Source organism: Caballeronia sp. LZ003, from assembly GCF_031451465.1.
GTDB lineage: Bacteria > Pseudomonadota > Gammaproteobacteria > Burkholderiales > Burkholderiaceae > Caballeronia.
The window spans coordinates 2,470,010-2,490,035 of sequence record NZ_JARUXJ010000001.1 but is presented as its reverse complement, the minus strand read 5'-3'; the positions used below and the strand labels follow the sequence as shown (position 1 = coordinate 2,490,035).

14 protein-coding genes are annotated in these 20,026 nt (G+C 62.3%); 9 read left to right on the top strand and 5 right to left on the bottom strand.

The genetic code is table 11. From position 1 onward, the window contains the following. Nucleotides 1-44 precede the first annotated feature (44 nt). From QCE79_RS11200 to QCE79_RS11190, 3 genes are read left to right on the top strand one after another with little or no spacing between them, the layout of a single operon-like run. On the top strand, nucleotides 45-1,094 hold the full coding sequence (locus tag QCE79_RS11200) for a glycosyltransferase family 4 protein (RefSeq protein WP_309844161.1): 1,050 nt from the start codon (nucleotides 45-47) through the stop codon (nucleotides 1,092-1,094). Continuing rightward, entirely contained in the window at nucleotides 1,091-2,998 is a 1,908-nt protein-coding gene (locus tag QCE79_RS11195; RefSeq protein WP_309844159.1) for a nucleoside-diphosphate sugar epimerase/dehydratase, read from the top strand. Before QCE79_RS11200 ends, QCE79_RS11195 begins: the two co-directional genes overlap by 4 nt. A gap of 15 nt (nucleotides 2,999-3,013) precedes the next feature. Then, the gene (locus QCE79_RS11190) at nucleotides 3,014-4,126 is read left to right on the top strand and encodes an ADP-heptose--LPS heptosyltransferase (RefSeq protein WP_309844158.1); all 1,113 of its coding nucleotides are present in this window, start codon (nucleotides 3,014-3,016) and stop codon (nucleotides 4,124-4,126) included. Here the strand turns inward: QCE79_RS11190 and QCE79_RS11185 are convergent. The 3 genes from QCE79_RS11185 to QCE79_RS11175 all read right to left on the bottom strand — a co-directional run bounded on the left by QCE79_RS11185 (nucleotide 4,050) and on the right by QCE79_RS11175 (nucleotide 6,841). Continuing rightward, nucleotides 4,050-4,982, bottom strand: coding sequence for a LysR family transcriptional regulator (locus tag QCE79_RS11185; protein ID WP_250465414.1), 933 nt, complete (start codon nucleotides 4,980-4,982; stop codon nucleotides 4,050-4,052). The genes QCE79_RS11190 and QCE79_RS11185 overlap by 77 nt on opposite strands. Before the next feature lie 125 nt (nucleotides 4,983-5,107). Continuing rightward, nucleotides 5,108-5,698, bottom strand: coding sequence for a phosphatase PAP2 family protein (locus QCE79_RS11180; protein WP_244826057.1), 591 nt, complete (start codon nucleotides 5,696-5,698; stop codon nucleotides 5,108-5,110). A gap of 69 nt (nucleotides 5,699-5,767) precedes the next feature. Next, complete coding sequence (locus QCE79_RS11175) at nucleotides 5,768-6,841, bottom strand: helix-turn-helix domain-containing protein (RefSeq protein WP_309844155.1); 1,074 nt, start codon at nucleotides 6,839-6,841, stop codon at nucleotides 5,768-5,770. Between the two features lie 297 nt (nucleotides 6,842-7,138). On the opposite strand from QCE79_RS11175, the gene galU reads away from it, so the two are divergent. Then, on the top strand, nucleotides 7,139-8,089 hold the full coding sequence (gene galU, locus QCE79_RS11170; protein ID WP_244826053.1) for a UTP--glucose-1-phosphate uridylyltransferase GalU: 951 nt from the start codon (nucleotides 7,139-7,141) through the stop codon (nucleotides 8,087-8,089). 68 nt (nucleotides 8,090-8,157) lie between these two features. Here the strand turns inward: galU and QCE79_RS11165 are convergent, their stop codons facing one another. After that, nucleotides 8,158-8,610, bottom strand: a complete 453-nt coding sequence (locus QCE79_RS11165) for a GDP-mannose mannosyl hydrolase (protein WP_244826052.1) — start codon at nucleotides 8,608-8,610, stop codon at nucleotides 8,158-8,160. A gap of 169 nt (nucleotides 8,611-8,779) precedes the next feature. Then, nucleotides 8,780-10,975: a hypothetical protein gene (locus QCE79_RS11160; protein WP_309844151.1), complete on the bottom strand. Its 2,196-nt coding sequence runs from the start codon at nucleotides 10,973-10,975 to the stop codon at nucleotides 8,780-8,782. A 1,242-nt stretch (nucleotides 10,976-12,217) separates the two neighbouring features. On the opposite strand from QCE79_RS11160, the gene QCE79_RS11155 reads away from it, so the two are divergent. The 5 genes from QCE79_RS11155 to QCE79_RS11135 all read left to right on the top strand — a co-directional run bounded on the left by QCE79_RS11155 (nucleotide 12,218) and on the right by QCE79_RS11135 (nucleotide 19,943). Further along, nucleotides 12,218-13,231, top strand: a complete 1,014-nt coding sequence (locus tag QCE79_RS11155; RefSeq protein WP_244826049.1) for a GlxA family transcriptional regulator — start codon at nucleotides 12,218-12,220, stop codon at nucleotides 13,229-13,231. A 164-nt stretch (nucleotides 13,232-13,395) separates the two neighbouring features. Beyond that, nucleotides 13,396-14,925 carry a mannose-1-phosphate guanylyltransferase/mannose-6-phosphate isomerase gene (locus QCE79_RS11150; protein ID WP_244826048.1) on the top strand — a complete coding sequence of 510 codons (1,530 nt, stop codon included), beginning with the start codon at nucleotides 13,396-13,398 and terminating at the stop codon, nucleotides 14,923-14,925. Between the two features lie 129 nt (nucleotides 14,926-15,054). Continuing rightward, nucleotides 15,055-16,434, top strand: coding sequence for an undecaprenyl-phosphate glucose phosphotransferase (locus tag QCE79_RS11145; RefSeq protein ID WP_250465406.1), 1,380 nt, complete (start codon nucleotides 15,055-15,057; stop codon nucleotides 16,432-16,434). A gap of 50 nt (nucleotides 16,435-16,484) precedes the next feature. Continuing rightward, entirely contained in the window at nucleotides 16,485-17,645 is a 1,161-nt protein-coding gene (locus QCE79_RS11140) for a polysaccharide biosynthesis/export family protein (RefSeq protein WP_244826045.1), read from the top strand. A gap of 69 nt (nucleotides 17,646-17,714) precedes the next feature. Beyond that, nucleotides 17,715-19,943, top strand: a complete 2,229-nt coding sequence (locus QCE79_RS11135; RefSeq protein WP_244826043.1) for a polysaccharide biosynthesis tyrosine autokinase — start codon at nucleotides 17,715-17,717, stop codon at nucleotides 19,941-19,943. The last annotated feature ends 83 nt before the right edge of the window (nucleotides 19,944-20,026 follow it).

Below are 20,026 nucleotides of genomic sequence, written 5' to 3'. Positions count from 1 at the left end.
GATTTGTCACAGTCGAAAGAACCTCACCTTGCAACTTCCGGGAAATGACCCAGCCGCTGTCACCTTTTGTCGTCAGTTCTCCATGGATTGCCGCTGCTTTAGTCGCAGCGGGATCGCTCGCAGCATGCGCCGCGATCCTCTCAGCCTTGCTTCGCACGGGCTTGGCCTGGCGCCTCGCCACCGATATTCCGAACGAACGTTCGCTTCATAGCCGTCCGACGCCGCGTGTCGGCGGATGGGGAATCGTTCCGGTTGCCGTCATCGCCATGCTGGTCGCCACGCCCACGCTGTGGCTTGCCGCGCTCTTGACCGCGGTGCTCGCGGCGGTATCGCAAATCGACGATCGTCGCGGCTTGCCCGCCCGCGTGCGCTTCGGCGCGCACGTGGCCGCCGTTGCTCTGCTCATCGCGCTGAATCCCGCGCCGGTGCCTTGGTGGGCGCTGGTTGCCGTCGGCTTCCTCATGGTCTGGCTCGTCAATCTCTACAACTTCATGGATGGCTCCGACGGCCTCGCAGGCGGCATGGCGCTATTCGGTTTCGGCGGTTACGCCGTCGCGGCGCTCTCCGGGCCCGTGCCGCAGATCGATTTAGGCGTCGCGAGCGCGGCGCTCGCCGGTGCCGCAGCGGGCTTCTTGCTATTCAATTTTCATCCGGCTAGGATTTTTCTGGGAGATTCGGGGTCGATTCCCTTAGGATTCTTGGCTGGAGCATTCGGATATTGGGGCTGGCTCAAGGGCACGTGGCCCGTTTGGTTTCCGGCGCTGGTGTTTTCGCCGTTCATCGGCGACGCGTCGGTGACGCTGCTCAAGCGTCTCGCGCGCGGAGAAAGGTTTTGGCAGGCTCACCGGGAGCATTACTATCAACGCATGGTTCAAGCCGGCGCCGGCCACGCGCGGACGGCGCTTGCGTGGTATGTGCTGATGCTCGCGGGCGTCGTGCTCGCCATCTCGGCGCTCGCGTGGTCTCCCGCGAGCCAGTGGCTGGCGGTCGCAGTATGGGTGGTCGTTGTCGTGGCGGCAGGCTCAGTCGTCGATGTTTGCTGGCGCCGTCATCAAGCGCTTCACTCCGGACAACCTAGAGGTACACGCGGATGATTCGATACAAAGCTCCTTGGCTTTCCGCCGGAGCCTTCGCGTTCGATCTGTGCGCGGTTGCCGCGACATGGCTCGTCGCCTACATGATCCGCTTCAACGGCGCGGTGCCACCCGAGTTTCAGCACGGCGCATTCATGGCGCTCATCTGGGTGCTGCCTGTCTACGGCGTCATGTTCCGCGTCTTCGGTCTCTATCGCGGCATGTGGGTGTTCGCGAGTCTGCCCGATCTGATGCGCATCTCGAAGTCGGTCGCCGTCGGCGCGCTCGTCGTCATGATCGGCGCGGTCATGGCGCAACCAACGCCCGTGATTCCTCGCTCGGTGCTGATCGTCGAGCCGCTGTTGCTATTTCTCGCAATGGGCGGCGCGCGCGCGCTCTATCGTGCGACCAAGGAGTTCTATCTCTATGGCGGGCTCGTCGGGCAGGGCAAGCCTGTGATCGTGCTCGGCGCAGGCACTGCCGGCGCCATGCTGGCGCGTGAACTTGCGCGTTCGAGCGAATGGCGTCTGGTCGGCCTGCTCGATGACGACCGCTCGAAACAAGGCCGCGAAGTGCTCGGCCACAAGGTGCTCGGCAGTTTCGGCGATTTGCAGCAGGTCGCGGAGCAATACAAGACCGATTACGCGATCATCGCGATTCCCTCGGCATCGGCGGAAGAGCAGCGCCGCGTCGCCACGCTGTGCGTGCGCGCGGGCGTAAAGGTCATGGTGCTGCCCGCGCTCAGTCAATTGACGCAAGGCGAGGGCGGTTTCCTGTCGCGCGTGCGGCAGATCGATCTCGAGGATTTGCTCGGCCGCGAGCCCGTCAAAATCGACATGCCGCACGTCGAACAGTTGCTGCACGGTCGTGTAGTAATGGTGACGGGCGCGGGCGGTTCTATCGGCTCGGAACTATGCCGGCAGATTCTGCGTTTCTCGCCGGCGCAACTCGTCGCCTACGATCTGAGCGAATACGCGATGTATCGCCTGATCGAGGAGCTGCACGAGAAATTCACGGATTGCTCGGTGATTCCGGTCGTTGGCGACGCCAAGGATTCGCTGCTGCTCGATCAGACCATGGCGCGCTTTGCGCCGCATATCGTGTTTCATGCGGCCGCCTACAAGCACGTGCCGCTGATGGAAGAGCAGAACGCCTGGCAAGCCGTGCGCAATAACGTGCTCGGCACGCTGCGCGTCGCGCGCGCGGCGATTCGCCATGACGTGCGCCACTTCGTTTTGATTTCCACCGACAAGGCCGTCAACCCGACCAACGTGATGGGCGCCAGCAAGCGGCTCGCCGAGATGGCGTGTCAGGCCTTGCAACAGGCCGCGCCGCACACGCAGTTCGAGACGGTGCGCTTCGGCAATGTGCTCGGCAGCGCGGGCAGCGTGATCCCCAAGTTCCAGCAGCAGATTGCGAAGGGCGGCCCGGTAACGGTGACGCATCCGGAAATCACGCGCTTCTTCATGACCATTCCCGAAGCCGCGCAACTCGTGTTGCAGGCATCGAGCATGGGACGTGGCGGCGAGATTTTCATTCTGGATATGGGTCAGCCCGTGAAGATCGTCGATCTGGCGCGCGATCTGATCCGGCTCTACGGTTACAGCGAAGAACAGATTCGCATCGTGTTCACCGGCTTGCGGCCGGGCGAGAAGCTTTACGAGGAACTACTCGCCGACGACGAAACCACCACGCGCACGCCGCATCCCAAACTGCGGATCGCGCAGGCGCGAGGCGTGCCAGAAAACTTCATCGACGAGTTATTGCCGTGGCTCATGCAGCATCGCGTGCTCGCGGATGACGAAGTGCGGCGCGATCTGCGTCGCTGGGTGCCGGAGTATCAGACGGTGATCAACCCCACGCTGCAAAGCGTGCCGGTTGCGAAAGTGGCGAAAGTGGCCAACGAGCGCGGCACGTCGCGCTGACGGAGCCAACAGCGCATGACGACTTTCGATGAAGTCCATGCGCTGACCCATGCGGGTTCGTTGTTATCGAGGCACGGCGAGATCGTCGCGTCCTACGATCTCGAAGCCACCGGTAGCGATGCCTCCGGCTTCAAGTCATTACACGACGCGCGGCGCGACATTCTCTGCGCCGTCTCCACGCCCTTCACGGCGAACTATGCAGCCGCGCGCCGCGTTCATCTCATCAACGCGTTCGGTGTGACGCTGGGCGATTCGATCATCGGCCTGTCCGCGCTCTTCGCGATCAAGCGACGCTGGCCGCATCTCACGTTTACGACTTATCGGCCGGCTCATGCGCCAGGCTACGTGAAGCGCTTGTATGAACTGGCCGCGCCGCTCGTCGGGGGCGATGTGATCGATCTGCCGGTGCCGCTCGCAAGCCTGCCCGCCGATGAACCGAAGATCGACCTCGGCAATCATCTCTTCTGGCCGAGCTTCGCCTCGATGCCGATGATCGATTTCTTCATCCGCGCGTTAGGCGTGGACCCGCTAAGCGTAGCGCCGGAAGACAAGCGCAATCGCTGGCTGCGTGATCTGGCCTTGCCCTTGCCCGCGCGTCACGCAGACGACGCGGCGTATGTGCTGTTCTGTCCCAACGCGAGCACGCCAGTGCGCAGCGTGCCGCAGGCGGCGCGTGGGCGCATCGTCGCGCGTCTGTGGGACGAATTCGGCTTGCCCGTGTATGGCTTCGGCGCGATCGATCATCCGCACTATCGCGACATCGCGGCGCGTTCCAGGGATACGGCGGAATTCATCGCGTGGATCGGACACGCCTGTTATCTGGCAACGCCCGATACCGCCGCGCTGCATATCGCAGCGGGCTTCGACGTGCCGACGACGGCTTTCTTCACGACCATCGGCGCAGCGTTACGCTCGCGCGACTACGCCAACTGTCATGCAGTGGAGTTCGAACTGAGCGAGCTGCAAGGGATTCACGCGAGTGCCCGAGCGCAGGACCTTCGCGCGCTCGAACGTGTGTATGGCGCCTACGACTGGCGCACCATGCCGATCGTCACGACGGCGAGACCGTTTTGCCGCTCGCCTGAAACGCGGGCAAGCGTCCATAGAGCTCCGCCACCCAGTCGATGAAGACGCGCACGCGCCGCGGCTGATGCCGGTTCGCCGCATACAGCACCGACACCACGCGCGCATACGACGGATACTCGTTCAGCACTTCCACGAGCGCGCCGCTTTTCACATAAGGGTCGAGCGTGTAGCTCGAACTCTGGATGAGTCCGAGGCCCGAGACGCCGCACGCAATGTACGAATCGCCGTCGTTCACCGCGATCTTGTGCTTCATCGCGATGGTGCGCGTTTCGTTATCGACGACGAATTCCCAGTTGCGCACGCGCCCCGACTTGTTGAGCACGTAGCCGACCGCGAGATGCTGTTCGAGATCGTCGAGCGTGCGCGGCGTGCCGTACTTCTCGAGATAGCCGGGCGACGCGCACGTGATCTGCGAATACGCGCCGATGCGCTTGGCCACGAGGCCGACGTCGCCGACCGCGCCCACGCGCACCACGCAATCCACGGCTTCCTCGACGAGATCGACCGAGCGGTCCGTCAAAAGCAATTCGACGCCGATATCCGGATAAGCCGCGAAGAATTCCGGCAAGGCGGGAATGATGGTGCTTTTCGCCATGACCTGCGGCAGGCTGACCTTGACGTTGCCCTTGGGACTGAGCTTCGAATGCGAGAGCGACGCTTCCATGTCGTCGATCTCGCCCAGCACGCGCACGCAGCGATCGTAGTAAGCCTCGCCGTCTTCGGTGATGCTGATGCTGCGTGTGGTGCGATTGATGAGGCGTGCGCCGAGATGCGCTTCGAGCGCTTGCAGCGTGCGCGATACGCTCGCGGGCGGCAGGCGCAGCGCATCGGCGGCCTTGGAGAAGCTGCCCGCCTCGACGACGCGCGCAAAGACCTTCATGGCGAGAAAGCGATCCATACTCGTCTGCAATCACGGCCGCGCGCGCAAAGATGCAGGCATGCACGGCGGTCGAACTGTTGATCAAGCGGGGATCATACTTTGGAACCCGCCAGCCGCGCAGCAACCGTGGCCGGCGCGCACGATCACGACAGTCCGAGTCCGCGGCACAGCCACCACGAGTAGTGTTCGATCATCCGCTGGAACGGCGCGTGATGGCCGTAAGCGATCGAAGAGACGGCGAGCAGCCCGAGGCCCGCCACGAGCGCGCGCGGCATCTTGCGCGGCACGGCAAACACATGGCGCAACAACAGGAAGGCGATGAGGCCGCCGAGCAGCCAGCCAGCCACGACTTCAGCGGGCGTGTGCGCGTCCTGCAGAATACGACTTGCGCCGATCAGCGCCGCGAGTACGAGTCCCGCTGCCGCGCCCAGGAGATACCACGCTCTTCCGAGCCCGCCCGCGAGCAAGCCTGCGGCGACCGTATAGATCGATGCCGCGAGCATGGTGTGCCCGCTGATCATACGAAATTCGATGGCCGGCACTTCGAGGCCGCAGCCTGCATAGAGAATCTTCGAAAGGCCGACCAAACCCATGCCGGCCGTCAGCAGCACGGCCCAGCGAATGGCGAGCCGCATGTCCACCGAGCGCAACCACAGTGCGCAAACGAGTGCGAGCGGCAAAAGAAGCGCCGCGTCGCCGAGATTGGAAAAAATCCAGAGTATTTTCGTTTCCATGCTTTTTTCGTTACCCCGTCCTGGCGCGCATCGGTCCATGCGCTGTTTAAGCTTATGTCGCCATAAAGTCTATGTCGTGTCGGCCGCTTGCTTGCGCCGTCCCGCCATGCGGTATTCCGTCGGCGAGATCGACAGCCGCTTGCGAAAGATCTTCGCGAGGCCGTCGCCACTGCCCGCGCCGCATCGGCGCGCAATCTTGTCCACCGGTAAGTCCGTTCCCGCAAGAAGCATGCAACTCGCGTCCAGTCGCGCGCGCAAGAGATATTCCGAAGGCGTGAGCCCGATTTGCGCCTTGAAGCGGCGCAGGAAGTTGCGTTCGCTCATGGCCGCGACGCGCGCCGCATCGGTGATCGAAATCGGCTTCACGTAGTTCTCGCGCATCCAGCGCGCGGCTGCGTCGATCTTCTGGCGCACGCCGCCGCTGTCGGTGTCTTCCAGCACGGTTGCAAGCTTGTGCCACGCGCCCGGCAGCGTGCGCTCCGACACTTCGCGCGCCACCGCCGCGCCGTGATCGCGCTTGATGATGGACAACGCCGCCGCGATCGGGCCTTTTGGATCGTCCAGCGTAAGCGTTTGTTCCGCGATGAAAAGTGCGTTCGACAACGCAGGCGACAAGGCCGAGGACAACGCGTCCTGCGCGGGTTCATCGCCGAAATCGAGCGAACGGTTCTGCAGCGTGAGATTCGCCGCCGCCAGAATGTGCGCGCCTTCGCCGATAGCCTTGATGAACGGGATCTTCGGTGCGATACGCCCAAGGCGTTTGCGCAACATGACGTCGTGCCGCGCGTGCCGCGCGCCTTCGCCGCCCGCGATGAAAAGGGCATCGCACTCGTTCATCCAGCGGTTTTCGAGGCTTTCGCTCCAGATGCGCATGGAACAACTGCTCGCCACGCTCCCGCCTTCACTGGACACGAACATCAGCGAATAGTTCGGCGCCGCAGCGTTCGAGCCCGCATGAGCAGGCAGGCGAACCTGGTTGGCAAGCGAAAAAACTTCGGAAATAGAACTGACTTCGACGAGCGAGAAGTCCTCGAAGATCAGAATGCCGATTCGCTTCGCCATGCTGGCCACATCGGCGGGCGGCGCGTCGGTTTCGGGCGAGCGCACGACCTGCAGCCGGCCCATACCGTTGGCATATACCATCGACTTTCTCCTGTTCATCCCCTGTGTCGTAATCTCCCTGGTGGAGCGAAAAGCAGAGGGAAAACCAAGCTATATGCGTGGCACTATACGCGGCAGGCAGCAAACGCCGTCGCCATCGTCGGATAATGGCGAACTGTTGGCAGATGATTTCGATATTCGGACGATAAGCTGGCATCACTCATGTCGTCTGATGAAATCGGGCGATTGATTCCACTACATATCCCACAACAAGAGGCGGCCGCGAACGCTCCAAGACGCGTCGCAACGCCTCGTGCAACCGACAACCGAGGTGAGCCGATGCTCAAGGTACGCAAGGCGGTATTCCCAGTAGCCGGTCTCGGCACGCGCTTCCTGCCCGCAACGAAGGCGAGTCCGAAGGAAATGCTGCCCGTCGTGGACAAGCCGCTGATTCAGTACGCGGTCGAAGAAGCGATGGCCGCTGGCATCACGGAGATGATCTTCGTGACCGGGCGCAGCAAGCGCGCAATCGAAGACCACTTCGACAAGTCCTATGAAGTCGAAGCCGAACTCGAAGCGCGCGGCAAGGACAAGCTGCTCGAACTCGTGCGCGGCATCTTGCCGAGCCATGTCACCTGCATGTACGTGCGTCAGGCCGAAGCGCTCGGTCTCGGTCACGCCGTGTTGTGCGCGGAAAAGCTCGTCGGCGGCGAACCGTTCGCGGTCGTGCTCGCGGACGACCTGCTCGACGGCAAGCCGCCCGTGCTCTCGCAAATGGTCGATGTGTTCGACCACTATCATTCGTCGGTGATCGGCGTCGAGGAGATCGACCGCAAGGATTCGCGCTCGTATGGCGTGATCGAGGGCAAGCCCTGGGACGACGGTCTCTTCAAGCTCTCGCGCGTGGTCGAAAAGCCGGAACCGGCGCTCGCGCCTTCGAACTTCGGCGTGGTCGGCCGCTATGTGCTGATGCCGCGCGTGTTCGACTTCCTGCGTCAGCAGAAGCCGGGCGCAGGCGGCGAGATTCAACTGACGGACGCCATTGCCGCGTTGCTCGAACAGGAACAGGTGCTCGCGTATCGCTATCACGGCAAGCGTTTCGACTGCGGCAGCAAGCTCGGCTATCTGAAGGCGACGGTCGAATTCGCTCTGCGTCATCCGGAAGTGCGCGATGAGTTCGCCGCCTACCTGAACGCGCATTTCGGCAAGCTGGAAGCGGCGCAAGCAGAAGAAGTCCGCACCGATGTGGATGTCGACGACACGAGCGAAGACTCCACGGTCATCGCCTGAAGCATCATCTGTTTCGGTTCGATGAGAACGGCGCGCAGCGATGCGCGCCGTTTTTATTGCTGCACGGCTTAGCGGAAGTAAGCCTTCGTGTTCTCGTGCACGTCTTCGCGTGCGAGCAGTTCATCGGGCAGCAGCCATCGATAATCGCTGTGCTGATCGAAGCGGCCGATGGGCACCGTGCCGCTCAGGTTCATCGCGTAGGCAAGCACGATGTAGTGCGTGCCGAAGCCGGGCTCGCCGGCGAAGTTATCGTCGTAGCGATGCTCGAACACGCCATAAAAGCGCGAGGACGAACGCTCGACGCTCGCCACGCCCAGTTCGTTACTGACGACGCGCTTGAACGCGGCATCGAGCGATTCGTCCTTGTCCACGCGCCCGCCCGGCACGAACCACGTGCCCTGTGCGGGTCGATTGCGGCGATGACCGACCAAAACCCGGCGGTTGCCGTCGGTCACGATCAGGTCGATCGAAATGAGCGGCGTGAGCCGGACCACCGTCATGAAATCGTCCACGTTCAGCATTGCTGCTCCATTGGTCTTTGCTTTTAATCGTTATGGATGCTGCTCGCGCGATATGCACGGCGCGCGTTCAGTGTAGCGCGCGAATTCTCGCGACAGGCATGAACGACACTGGCGAAAAGCGCCGAAAGATCGTCCACGTGTGCCACGGGTTTTTCCGCTCGCCAAGGGCTCATCGACCCGTGTATCCGGCGGGCTTCGTGACGTTGGCGCGCATGGCATCGGCGTTATCGGAGACGACGTATATGGGCGCCTCGGTCAGCACGAGCGGCAGGCGCCCGTCGCTGTACTTCATGGTCGATGCATTGCCCATCATGTCGAATACCGTCACCGTGCCGGACTTCGCGGGCGCATCGACGATGAGGCTGTAGTTCGCTCCATGCGACGCATCGAAGCCCTTTGGTCCCGGCCATACCGCATTGCTATGGGTCCAGAGCGCGGTGACCACCTTGCCGCCATTCAGCCGCTGGAACGCGTAGCCGTAGACGCCTTTGGGCGTGCCGTTCACATAGCCGAGCGTGGTCGTGCCGTCGATCAGACGCGTCATGGCGGCCACGGCCATCGCGGCGGGCTTCGGGCTGATCTGCGTCTGCCCGTAGCCGCCTTGCGCATTCACGAGATCGAAGAACACTCCATAGCCCACCTCGGGCGGATCGGCGGAATAGAACACGAAGCTCACGTCCGCGCCTTCGCCAAGCAATATCAGATGCGCGCGCGCCGTCACCGCGCCTTGTGCATAGAGCACGTTCCAGTTCGGCGTCGCCGGGCCGTACTTCGTGTTCAGGTCGTAGCTGATACCTGTCTCGGTGACGAAGAGCTTTGCGCCCGGCTTCACGACTTCGGTCATCGTGCGGCGCAGCTCGCGCATCGCGGCGGGCATCGCTTTCGATGCGGTGGAGGCGTCGGCATCGAAACGTTCCGGCGGGTGCGACGGCGACGTGCCCACGTCGTAATAACCATGCGCGCTCACGCCATCCAGATACTTGCCGATGCCAAGCGGCGCCAGACGCTTGAGCCACGTCGTGTTCGAAGCCAGATTCGACAGCGTCAGGCCCATTACGACGGCGTTGGGGTCTCCCGCGTGAATGGCCTCGGCGGTGGCCTTGTACATCGCGACGAGATTGGCGTCCGTGTCGCGCCAGGGCAGACCGCCTTCGTAGTCCGGTTCCCATGTGACCTGGTAGTAGTTGTGCGCTTGCTGCGGGAACCAGCGCTTTCTCACCGCGTTCGATTCCACGCCGACACGTTTCATGTAGGCGCTGTATGCATCGAGCGAGGAAGGCGCGTAGCTGTGCGTGCGCTCGTGCGTGGGGCTCGCCCATGCGGGAATGCCATCGAGCTGGATGAGGCGCAGCAGATCGCCCGGCTTGAAGTAGGGCGCGAGGTTGTCCGCTGCCGCGTTGAAGGTGTTCGGGCCTTTTTCCTCGGTCATGTACCAGTTGCGGTTGTCGTTGACCCAGGTGAGACCTAGCTCGGGATAGAGCGGACGATAACCGTCGCCGGAACAGCAGCTTTGACCCGGCTTGAGATACGCCGCGCCTTGTCCGCCGAAGCGATGCTGATCCGGATGCTCGAACGCCACGGGCGGCAAGGCCGGAGCCACCACCGGCAGCACACCGAACGTGGCGATGCCGGTGGGCCGTGTGCCGCGCGTTGGCAACGCGCTCTTACCCGATTTGAGCGATGCGCTCACCGCGAAGTAACCCGCCGCCTCCGACGTGCAGACGATCGTAGTAGTCGCGGGGCGCGCATCGACGGCAAACTGGCCGCTCGCCTTGACCGTGTTCCATACGTCGCGGATCTGCCATGTGACGGTATCGGCGCCCTTGGCGCGCGTGGTGATGGCCACGCGCACCGGCGTCTTCAGCGCGAACATGCGCGTGCCGTCGCTGCCGGGCGTGTCCGCTTCGAGCATATCGCCGCTCACTGACGCCGATACGGGCGGTGTCGGCGCGCTGCAGCGAAGCGGCGGGGTATCGGCGGGAGCGGTATGTTGTTCGGCCGCGGCGGACTGCGCGCGGGGCGCTGCCGTCTTGGTCGTGCTCGCATACCAGCAATGTTTTTCGACGCCGGGAGCGGGGTCGTCGAAGGCGCTGTTGTCGCAGCGTGCGCTGCCCGTGAAGGTCTTGATCGCGTGTTGCGCGGGCGTGCCGTACAACACGCGCGTGGCGCCTTCGAATGTGCAGACGCCGTATTCGGCGGCGCAGGGAATCCACGCGGCGCCGTCGATGATCACCGCGCTGGCGGCAGGCGCCGCTTCCTCGGACGCGGCGTCGTCGCAGCCGGTCATCGACGCAAGGAAGGCGAGCGCAAACGCGAGGCAGCCAACGCGAAGGGCGGTGAAGCGGGGTGCGAGTAATCCGTTCATCGTTCGCGTGACCTTGGCCGTATGGGAGATATGAGGAGCAAGCCGTGACGCCAAGCGCCGCCGATGCTACGAAACTGAAACGTTTCTCGCGCGCGCGTGGTGCCGCTCAGAAGCGATGATGCCGTCCACTTCTTTATCCACTGCGTGCGCGCGCGCACGTGCAAGCCCGCTTCGTCCGATGAATACAGGCCACCGGCGTGCGATAGCAGCTTCATCGTGTCGAAAAGACCGATCTTCGAGCACGACCGCGCGCTTATCAGGAGTGAAACACCCGAGGCGTTCCAAATCGTAACGAACGTTCCGGCGGGCGCGGAAAAGTTGACCGCCGGCGCGGGACTCGGTGCGAAGAATTCGCTGATCAGTCAAATACGCGATTAGGCCCATTAATCGTGAATCGAAGATTGCAGATTACAGATTCTTTCAATCGGTCATTCAAAAAAGGGGCTCAGAACAGAAACCGCCGCAAACGACTAATCATTGGCGGATAAGCACGCTGCGCACGTCTAACGTGCACGGTGGTTTGCGGCGAAACGCGGCCTTGCAATGCAGCAGGATAGGTCTTAGGAAATCTTTCAAAAGTTAATTAAATTCGGCTTTTGATTCCCGCGTCCAAAGCGTTTTTGATAATCCGAATTGGCGCGCTCATATAATCCAGGAAATATTATTAGCGTTCCAAAACTTATCTAATTCGAGACAGCTAATTAATCAATTGGAGAATAGGCGCCGGATCGAGGATTAACCAAAAATTTCCGATTCCGATGAAACGTCTGAACAGTCGCCAAGCATGCGATGTTGCACGGATGAATCAGTTTCGACGCTTCCCCCACGAGGGCGCAATCGTCTGTGAGCCGCACAGGGCCGTGCGCTAGGGCTTGGCGGGAGTTTCTAAAGCGGTTTCTACGATACGCGAATTCTTTTCAAGCCGGCGCTTTGCATAAAGTTTGTATGATGAATCGCGGTATTTGTTTCATCAGTCTTTGGACGATTGCGCTAAAAGAATTTGGGGATAGATATCAATGTGCGGTCACCCTCACAACCGAACAGATTTTGTGGTTTAAGAGCGAAAATCCGCACCACAAAAAACTTTGTCTGCTTATTATTCACACCAACGGATCGATTCCGCCAACCTCTCGTTCCCATCGGTCACGACAACCCGGCGCAGTTCGGGAAAGTCCTTGATGCAATGCAATGGCCGAGAACGCAAGCCGTACTCCTGGAACAAAAAAGCAGCAGAGGATGACCATGCCTTACGCCACTCTCGAACCCGCAGTGATGGGTTGGATGCCGCCCGCGACGAGACCGTCTCAGACCGAGGTGAAACGCATCGCGATTTTGCTGTTCGACGGATTTTCGCTCCTTGGCGCGGGAATCGTCGCGGAAGTTTTTCACATGGCGAACGAACTGTCGTCGGTGAAAGCGAAGGCCGACTGCAAGTACGACGTGCGCTTTCTCTCGGTGGAGGGCGGCAACGTCGCGTGCTCGTCGTCGGTGCGCGTCTGGACCGACGGTCTCGATGCTCGTCACTACGGCGGTTTCGATGCGCTCTTCGTGGCCGGCGGTCGCGGCGCGGATGAAGCGGCCCGCGACGACCGCATCATCGAATGGGTGCGCCGCGTGAATTCGAAGACCACTGTCGTCAAGGCGATCTCCGAAGGCCGCAAGGTGCTGGAAGCCGCGGGTATCGGCAGCGTGCATCCGGGCCTCAACGACCCGCAGGCGCGCTACGGCAACAGCATGATCCACCTCGTGCGCGACGAACCGTCCGCCGATGGCGGCGACCGCTACGAATCGATGAAGGGCGCGCTCCTGCTCGTCAAGCGCGACCTCGGGCTGGACATCTCGCGCAACGTGGCCGAACGCCTGATGCCGGGGTCCGCCGCCAAGCTCGTGTCCATCCTGGGCGATAGCGGCGCGGCATCCGCGGGCGACAAGATTCGCGCGGCGGCGCGCTGGCTCCAGGACAACTGCGAGCGGCCGATCTCCGTCGTCGATGCGGCTCAGGTCGCCGCGATGAGCGAGCGCAACTTTCTGCGCCGCTTCAAGATCGAGATGGGCATCACGCCGTCCGATTATCTGTTGCAGGCACGCCTCGCCGTGACCTGCGCGCTGCTCACCGACTCGGAACTGCCGGTGGACAAGATCGCGCGCAGAAGCGGCATGGGCAACGGCGACCGGCTCGCCAAGATTTTTCGCAAGCGCCTTCTGATCTCTCCAACCGAATATCGGATGCAGAGCCGGCGCGAAGCTAACGGTTGATCCACTCGGACTGGACGCCGGTTCGACAGACCCCGCCTTCTGTGGGGTAGCGGACAAGGATGGCGTTTAGCGTCGAACATTTGGCCGGACCAGATTGGTCCGGGACTCAATCATTCTCGGGCGGCAGATGCTGCGCGTTCGAACTTGCAGGCAGGAGTCCTGATATGAGCAATGATGCACGCACGGAAAGCGAAGTGACGGTGAACGCAGCGAACGCAGAAGCGTCTTCGGCCACGACGGCCGAGGCATGCCGGCGCTTGGTGCCCGTCATTCTCGCCGGCGGCTCGGGCACGCGCCTGTGGCCGATGTCCCGCGAGCAATTCCCGAAGCAACTGATCGGCATCGTTGGCCGCGATTCGCTTTTGCAAGCCACGGTCGGACGCCTCAAGGGCTTCTCCGGCAACTTCAAGGTCGAAGCCGATCCGATCATCGTGTGCGGTGAAGAGCATCGCTTCACGACGGAAGAGCAGACCCGCGAAAGCGGCGTGAACGCACGCATCATCGTCGAACCGGCACGCCGCGACACGGCGCCCGCGCTCACGCTCGCCGCGCTGCAAGCCGTGAAGGGCGGTCAGGACGCGATCATGGTGGCGATGCCCGCCGATCACTCCATCGCCGATTTGCCGGCGCTGCATCGCGCAATCGCGATTGCCGCCGAACACGCTGAGCGCGGCGTGATCGCCACGCTCGGTATTCCGCCGACGCGCCCGGATACGGGCTTCGGTTATATCCGTATCGGTCAGGCGCTCGAAGACGGCGCGCATCAGATCGACCGCTTCGTCGAAAAGCCCGCCGCCGAACTCGCCGCGCAGTACGTCGCCGCGGGCACGTACTGGTGGAACAGCGGCATCTTCGTCGTGCGCGCCAGTGTCTGGCTCGCCGCGCTCGAGAAGCTGAACATCGACATGCACTCGGCCTGCTGCGCCGCGATTTCGGAAGGAAAGGACGACGGCAAGTTCATCCGTCCGCAGGCCGCGCAATTCGGCCGCGCGCCGTCCGATTCGATCGACTACGCGGTCATGGAACACATCGGGACGCCGAGCGCGCCGTGCGAAGGCGTGGTGGTGCCGCTCGTCGCGGGCTGGTCGGACCTCGGTTCGTGGGACGCCGTGTGGGACGCGATGGACAAGGACGACTCGGGCAACGTGGCAAGCGGCCGCGTGGTGTTCGAAGGCGCGACCTCGAGCTACGCGCGCTCCGAGGGCGGCCGTCTCGTGGCCTGCGTCGGCACGACCAACATCATCGTCGTGGAAACGGATGACGCCGTGCTCGTGGCCGACCGTTCCCGCGTGCAGGACATCAAGGGTCTCGTCGCGCGTATCCGCGAGCAGCATGCGCCGGAAGCCGACACTCACCGCAAGGTGCGCCGTCCGTGGGGCTTCTACGACTCCATCGAACATGGCGAGCGGTTCCAGGTGAAGCGCATCGTCGTGACGCCGGGCGCGCAGCTCTCGTTGCAGATGCATCACCATCGCGCGGAGCACTGGATCGTCGTGAGCGGCACGGCGCTCGTCACGCGTGGCGAAGAGCAGTTCCTGCTCTCGGAAAACGAATCGACCTTCATTCCGCTCGGCGTGCGTCACCGTCTGGAAAACCCGGGCAAGGTACCGCTCGAAATGATCGAAGTGCAGTCCGGCAGTTATCTCGGCGAAGACGACATCGTGCGCTTCGACGATACGTATGGCCGCAGCTGATCGACGGCGCATACGAACAAGGCAGTCTTCTTTGCAGCGGTAACCAACGACATAAAGACCGTTACGCGAAGGGAGGACAAAAGAGGCAGGTGGTGTCAGGCAACAAGCGATTGCGTTCGGGGGAATGACATGCGCGATTTACAAGGATTGCTGGCGCGTCTTTTTGACGTGGCCATGATCGTCGGCGGCGCCGCTGTGGCGTCGCAGATCCGGTTCGAGTACATAGAGGCACACGCCTATTCGGTGGCGTTCGTCGCCTTTGCGGCGGCTTTCTCGCTCGCGCTGTTTCCCGGCTTCGGCGTGTACGAATCGTGGCGCGGCCGTAGCAAGCTCATGCTCGCGTGCCAGGTCTCACTGGGCTGGCTCGTCGTGCAGGGCTGCGCACTTGCGCTGATGTTCTCGCTGCATCGCCTCGACTACGTCTCGCGCCTCTGGTTCGCCTACTGGACCGCGATGTCCGGCGCGCTTCTGATCGCCGGCCGTCTGCTCACCCATGCGGTCCTCGCTAATGTACGCAACGCCGGTCTCAACCTGCACCAGGTGGCGATCGTCGGTTGCGGCAAGCATTGCGATTCCATCGTCAGAAAGATCGACCGCACGACCGACGCCGGCTTTCGCGCCAGCGCCGCGTTCAACGCAACGCCCGGTCAGGGCCGTCTCAACACGCGCGTTCCGGTGTACGAAGACTTCGACGCGTTCGTCGACTACGTGCGTACCCAGAACGTGCATGAAGTCTGGCTCGCCTTGCCGCTCTCGGAAGAACGCACCATCCTTCGTTTCGTGAACGAGTTCCGCAACGACCTCGTCAACGTGCGTTTCATTCCCGACGTGCGCAGCCTCGCGCTCTTCGAAAGCGGTGTGACGGATCTGCTCGGCGAACCCGCCATCAATCTCGTCGCGTCGCCGTTGTCGCCCAGCGCGCTTCTGCAGAAAGAACTCTTCGACCGCGCCTTCGCGCTTGCCGCGATCATCGCCGTCGCTCCCTTGCTGATTGCCTGCGCCATCGCCGTGAAGCTGTCTTCGCGCGGTCCGGTGCTCTTCACGCAACGCCGTAAAGGCGCGGATGGCCGCGTCTTCAACATCTATAAGTTCCGTTCGATGCGCATGCACACGGAACAGGCCGGAGTGCTTCGCCAGGCCACGCGCAATGATCCGCGCGTGACTCGTGTCGGAGCGTTCCTGCGCCGTACCAGCCTCGATGAGCTGCCGCAGTTCTTCAACGTTCTGCGCGGCGACATGTCGGTCGTGGGCCCGCGTCCGCACGCACTCGAACATGACGACCTTTATCAAAAGGTCGTGTCGGGGTACATCCATCGTTACCGGATCAAGCCGGGCATCACCGGCTGGGCTCAGGTCAACGGCTTTCGCGGGGAAACCGACCGCATCGAAAAAATGGAAGGACGCGTCGCTCATGACTTGTACTACCTCGGTAATTGGTCGTTCGGACTCGATATGAGAATCATCGCCGCTACGATCTTCAAGGGACTACGCCACACCAACGCTTACTGATGCAGGGGACGACCTACATGCACAACCAACAACAACCAGGCAGCATCTCCATGGCCGCCAATATCCAAATGTCGAAGTCGTCGGGCTTCCGGCTCAGCAGCCTTGCGGCGGCAGCCACGCTTTGCGTCGTGATGGCAGGCTGCGGTCTCGCACCGGGTATGAAGATGGAGAAGCCCGCGGCTCTCGTCGAAACTTCGACGGACCAGGGCGACCCGGCAACCACGGTCAACATTCCGATCACGCCGATCGATCTCTCGCTCGTGCGCAAGTTGAAGGCCGCGCAACCGTCGGCCACCGACGATCCGAATGCGAGCCTCTACGGCAAGGCGACGCCGTACAAGCTCGGCGTGGGCGACGTGCTGCAGATCACGGTATGGGATCACCCGGAACTCGTGGCCGCGCTCGGCCAGCCGGCCCAGCAGACGCGTATCGCGGATGCCGCTCCCGGCTTTATCGTCGATGCCGACGGCAACTTGCAGTTCCCGTATGTGAACCGCACGCTGCACGTCGCGGGCAAGACGGAATCGCAAGTGCAGCGCGAGCTGTACTCGGAGTTGTCGAAGGTTTTCGTGAAGCCGCAGGTGACGGTGCGCGTGGCTTCGTTCCGGGCTTCGCAGGTGTATATCGACGGCGACGTGCGTACGCCCGGCTCGCAACAGATCAACGACATTCCGATGACGTTGACCGAAGCGATCGGACGCGCGGGCGGTTTCGCGACGACGGCGGACCAGAGCCGCGTCACGCTGATCCGCGATGGCGTCACGTATCACATCAACATGGCCAGCATGACCTCGAAGGGCCGCAGCCCGTCGGACATCATGCTCAAGCCGGGCGATGCGCTGCGTATCGATTCGCGCGACGAGAACGGCGTCTACGTGATGGGCGAAGTGACCAAGCCCGCCACCGTGATCCCGATGCGTAACGGCAAGCTGACCTTGTCCGACGCGATCTCGCAAGCCGGCAGCTTCAACGCCGAGACTTCGGATCCGAAGGAGCTGTACGTGATCCGCAATGGCCAGACCGATACGCCTGAAGTCTACAAGCTGGACGCGCGTTCGCCTGTGTCCATGCTGCTTGCGAACAGTTTCGAATTGCAACCGAAGGATGTCGTCTACGTGGACAACAACGGACTCGTCCGTTTCAGCCGCGTGCTTAACCTGTTGCTGCCGGCGATCAATGCAGGCCTGACCGCGGCCGTGATTACAAAGTAAGCCTCAAGACCGGTGCGCAGGGGCGCGCCGGTCCACCTTGTGCGACTTAAAGAAAGAGCGAGCGAGACCATGGCCATGAACTTTGATACACGATACTCGGACGTCTCGACCGGCGACGAGTTGCGATTATCCGACTACCTGGCCGCTGTACTGGGCAACTGGAAGCTCGTGATGACCGTGATGCTCGCGGTGGTCGCACTGGGTGCCGCGTACGCTTTCATCGCGCCGCCTACTTACAAGGCCGACGCGCTGATCCAGGTGGAAGAGTCGAATAACGCGGGCAACGCTCAGGCGAACCCCAACGCATTGCAGGCCGTCTCGCAGATGTTCGACGCGAAGTCGACCACGGCCGCGCAGATCGAACTGCTGCGCTCGCGCCTCGTCGTCGACGACACGGTGCGCCGTCTGCACCTCGACATCAGCGCGCTTCCGCACACCATGCCCTTCGTGGGCGGTGTGGTTGGCAGCGTGTTCAACATGTTCAACATGCCCATTCCGTCGGGCTACCTCTCGCGCTTTGCGTGGGGCAATGAACAGATCGACGTGCCGCTCTTCGACACGCCGAAGGAACTCTACGAAAAGAAGTTCACGCTGGTCGCCGGAGAAAACGGCACCTACGTGCTGAACGACCCGGACGGCGTTTCCATTCTCACCGGCAAGGTCGGCCAGGAAGCCGCGGGCGTGACCGCGTTCGGTCCGGTCAAGCTCAAGGTGGACAAGCTCGAAAGCCCGGCAGGCGTGCAGTTCGAACTGCAACGCTTCTCGACGCTCACGACCATCGACAATCTGCAGAAGCGTCTGACGGTGGCGGAAACGGCGCTGCAATCGGGCATCATCGGTTTGAGCCTCGAAGGCGGCAACCCGAAGGAAATCGCGCAGATCGTCAACAACATCGCTAATCGCTACGTCGCGCAGGACGCCAACAAGCGTTCCGCCGAAGCCGAGAACACGCTGTCGTTCCTCGATCAGCAGTTGCCCATTCTAAAGAAGCAACTGGACGAAGCCGAGCAGAAGTACAACACGTTCCGCAACAAGCAAGGCACGGTCGACCTTTCCGAGGAAAGCCGCCTGCTGCTGCAACAGATCGTCGATAACAAGACCAAGCTCACGGACCTGCAACAGCAACGCGCCGAACTGTCGCTGCGCTTTACGGCCAACCATCCGTCGGTGCAGGCGCTCGATGCGCAGATCGCATCGCTCACCGGCGCGCAAACGCGTCTCGGCAAGAACGTCTCGACGCTGCCGGATACCGAGCAGACCGCGCTGCGTTATCTGCGTGACGTGCGTGTCAACACCGAGCTCTACACGAACCTCCTGAACAGCGCGCAGCAACTGCGCATTGCGAAGGCCGGGCAGATTGGCAACGTGCGCGTGGTCGACTATGCGCAAGCGCCGGATGATCCTGTCCGTCCGAAGCGCGTGATCGTGATCCTGATCGCAGCCGGTATCGGCCTCGTGCTCGGCATTCTGATCGCCTTCGTGCGCAAGTCCCTGTACGGCGGTGTCGAACGTCCGGAAGAGATCGAAAAGCAACTCGGCGTGCGTGTGTTCGCCATCGTGCCGCGCAGCACCCAGCAACTGCGTCTGCAACGCAAGGTGGGCATGCGCCGCGAAGGACTGCACGTGCTTGCCGCGCAAGCGCCGGAAGATGCCGCTGTCGAAGGCATTCGCGGCCTGCGCACGTCGCTCAACCTGCAACTGGCCGATGCGCGCAACAACGTCGTGATGCTCACCGGTTCGCGTCCTGAAGCGGGTAAGTCGTTCCTTTCGGTGAATCTGGCGACGCTGGTTGCATCGACGAGAAAGCGCGTGCTTCTGATCGACGGCGACATGCGCCGTGGCGACATTCACTCGCATTTCGGCGTGCGTCATTCGCCGGGTCTGTCGGATGTGCTGATGGGCGCGGACGTGACGAGCGCGATCCTGCACGATGTCCTGCCGGGCGTGGACCTTATCACCAAGGGCTCGCTGCCTTCGCATCCGTCGGAACTGCTGGCAAGCGATCGCCTGGGCGAAGTGCTCGAGCATTTGAAGCAACTGTATGACCTCGTGATCGTCGATACCCCGCCGGTGCTGGCGGTGACCGACGCAACGGTGATCGGCAAGCATGCGGGCACGAGTCTTCTCGTCGTGCGGCATGGCAAGAATCAGGTGCAGGAAATCGGGGAAACGATGAAGCGCCTGCATCACGGCGGCGTGAACATGAAGGGCGTACTGCTCACGGATGTACCGCAATCGAAGATGTTGATGGGCAGCACCTACGCTGGCTATTACGGCTACGAAAGCATCGCAGAATAAAAACCGGACGCCGCCTGTAAGAACAATGACCGGCGCGCACCATGTGCATGGGCGCGCCAACACTCAGACCGCATACGAGAGGT

Excerpts from the sequence above, each read along its gene's own strand:
- QCE79_RS11145 (WP_250465406.1), top strand. The coding sequence starts at position 15,055 with ATGCGCGATTTACAAGGATTGCTGGCGCGTCTTTTTGACGTGGCCATG.
- QCE79_RS11165 (WP_244826052.1), bottom strand. The coding sequence starts at position 8,610 with ATGCTGAACGTGGACGATTTCATGACGGTGGTCCGGCTCACGCCGCTC.
- QCE79_RS11190 (WP_309844158.1), top strand. The coding sequence starts at position 3,014 with ATGACGACTTTCGATGAAGTCCATGCGCTGACCCATGCGGGTTCGTTG.
- QCE79_RS11200 (WP_309844161.1), top strand. The coding sequence starts at position 45 with ATGACCCAGCCGCTGTCACCTTTTGTCGTCAGTTCTCCATGGATTGCC.
- QCE79_RS11195 (WP_309844159.1), top strand. The coding sequence starts at position 1,091 with ATGATTCGATACAAAGCTCCTTGGCTTTCCGCCGGAGCCTTCGCGTTC.
- galU (WP_244826053.1), top strand. The coding sequence starts at position 7,139 with ATGCTCAAGGTACGCAAGGCGGTATTCCCAGTAGCCGGTCTCGGCACG.
- QCE79_RS11160 (WP_309844151.1), bottom strand. The coding sequence starts at position 10,975 with ATGAACGGATTACTCGCACCCCGCTTCACCGCCCTTCGCGTTGGCTGC.
- QCE79_RS11175 (WP_309844155.1), bottom strand. The coding sequence starts at position 6,841 with ATGGTATATGCCAACGGTATGGGCCGGCTGCAGGTCGTGCGCTCGCCC.
- QCE79_RS11155 (WP_244826049.1), top strand. The coding sequence starts at position 12,218 with ATGCCTTACGCCACTCTCGAACCCGCAGTGATGGGTTGGATGCCGCCC.
- QCE79_RS11150 (WP_244826048.1), top strand. The coding sequence starts at position 13,396 with ATGAGCAATGATGCACGCACGGAAAGCGAAGTGACGGTGAACGCAGCG.
- QCE79_RS11180 (WP_244826057.1), bottom strand. The coding sequence starts at position 5,698 with ATGGAAACGAAAATACTCTGGATTTTTTCCAATCTCGGCGACGCGGCG.
- QCE79_RS11135 (WP_244826043.1), top strand. The coding sequence starts at position 17,715 with ATGGCCATGAACTTTGATACACGATACTCGGACGTCTCGACCGGCGAC.
- QCE79_RS11185 (WP_250465414.1), bottom strand. The coding sequence starts at position 4,982 with ATGGATCGCTTTCTCGCCATGAAGGTCTTTGCGCGCGTCGTCGAGGCG.
- QCE79_RS11140 (WP_244826045.1), top strand. The coding sequence starts at position 16,485 with ATGGCCGCCAATATCCAAATGTCGAAGTCGTCGGGCTTCCGGCTCAGC.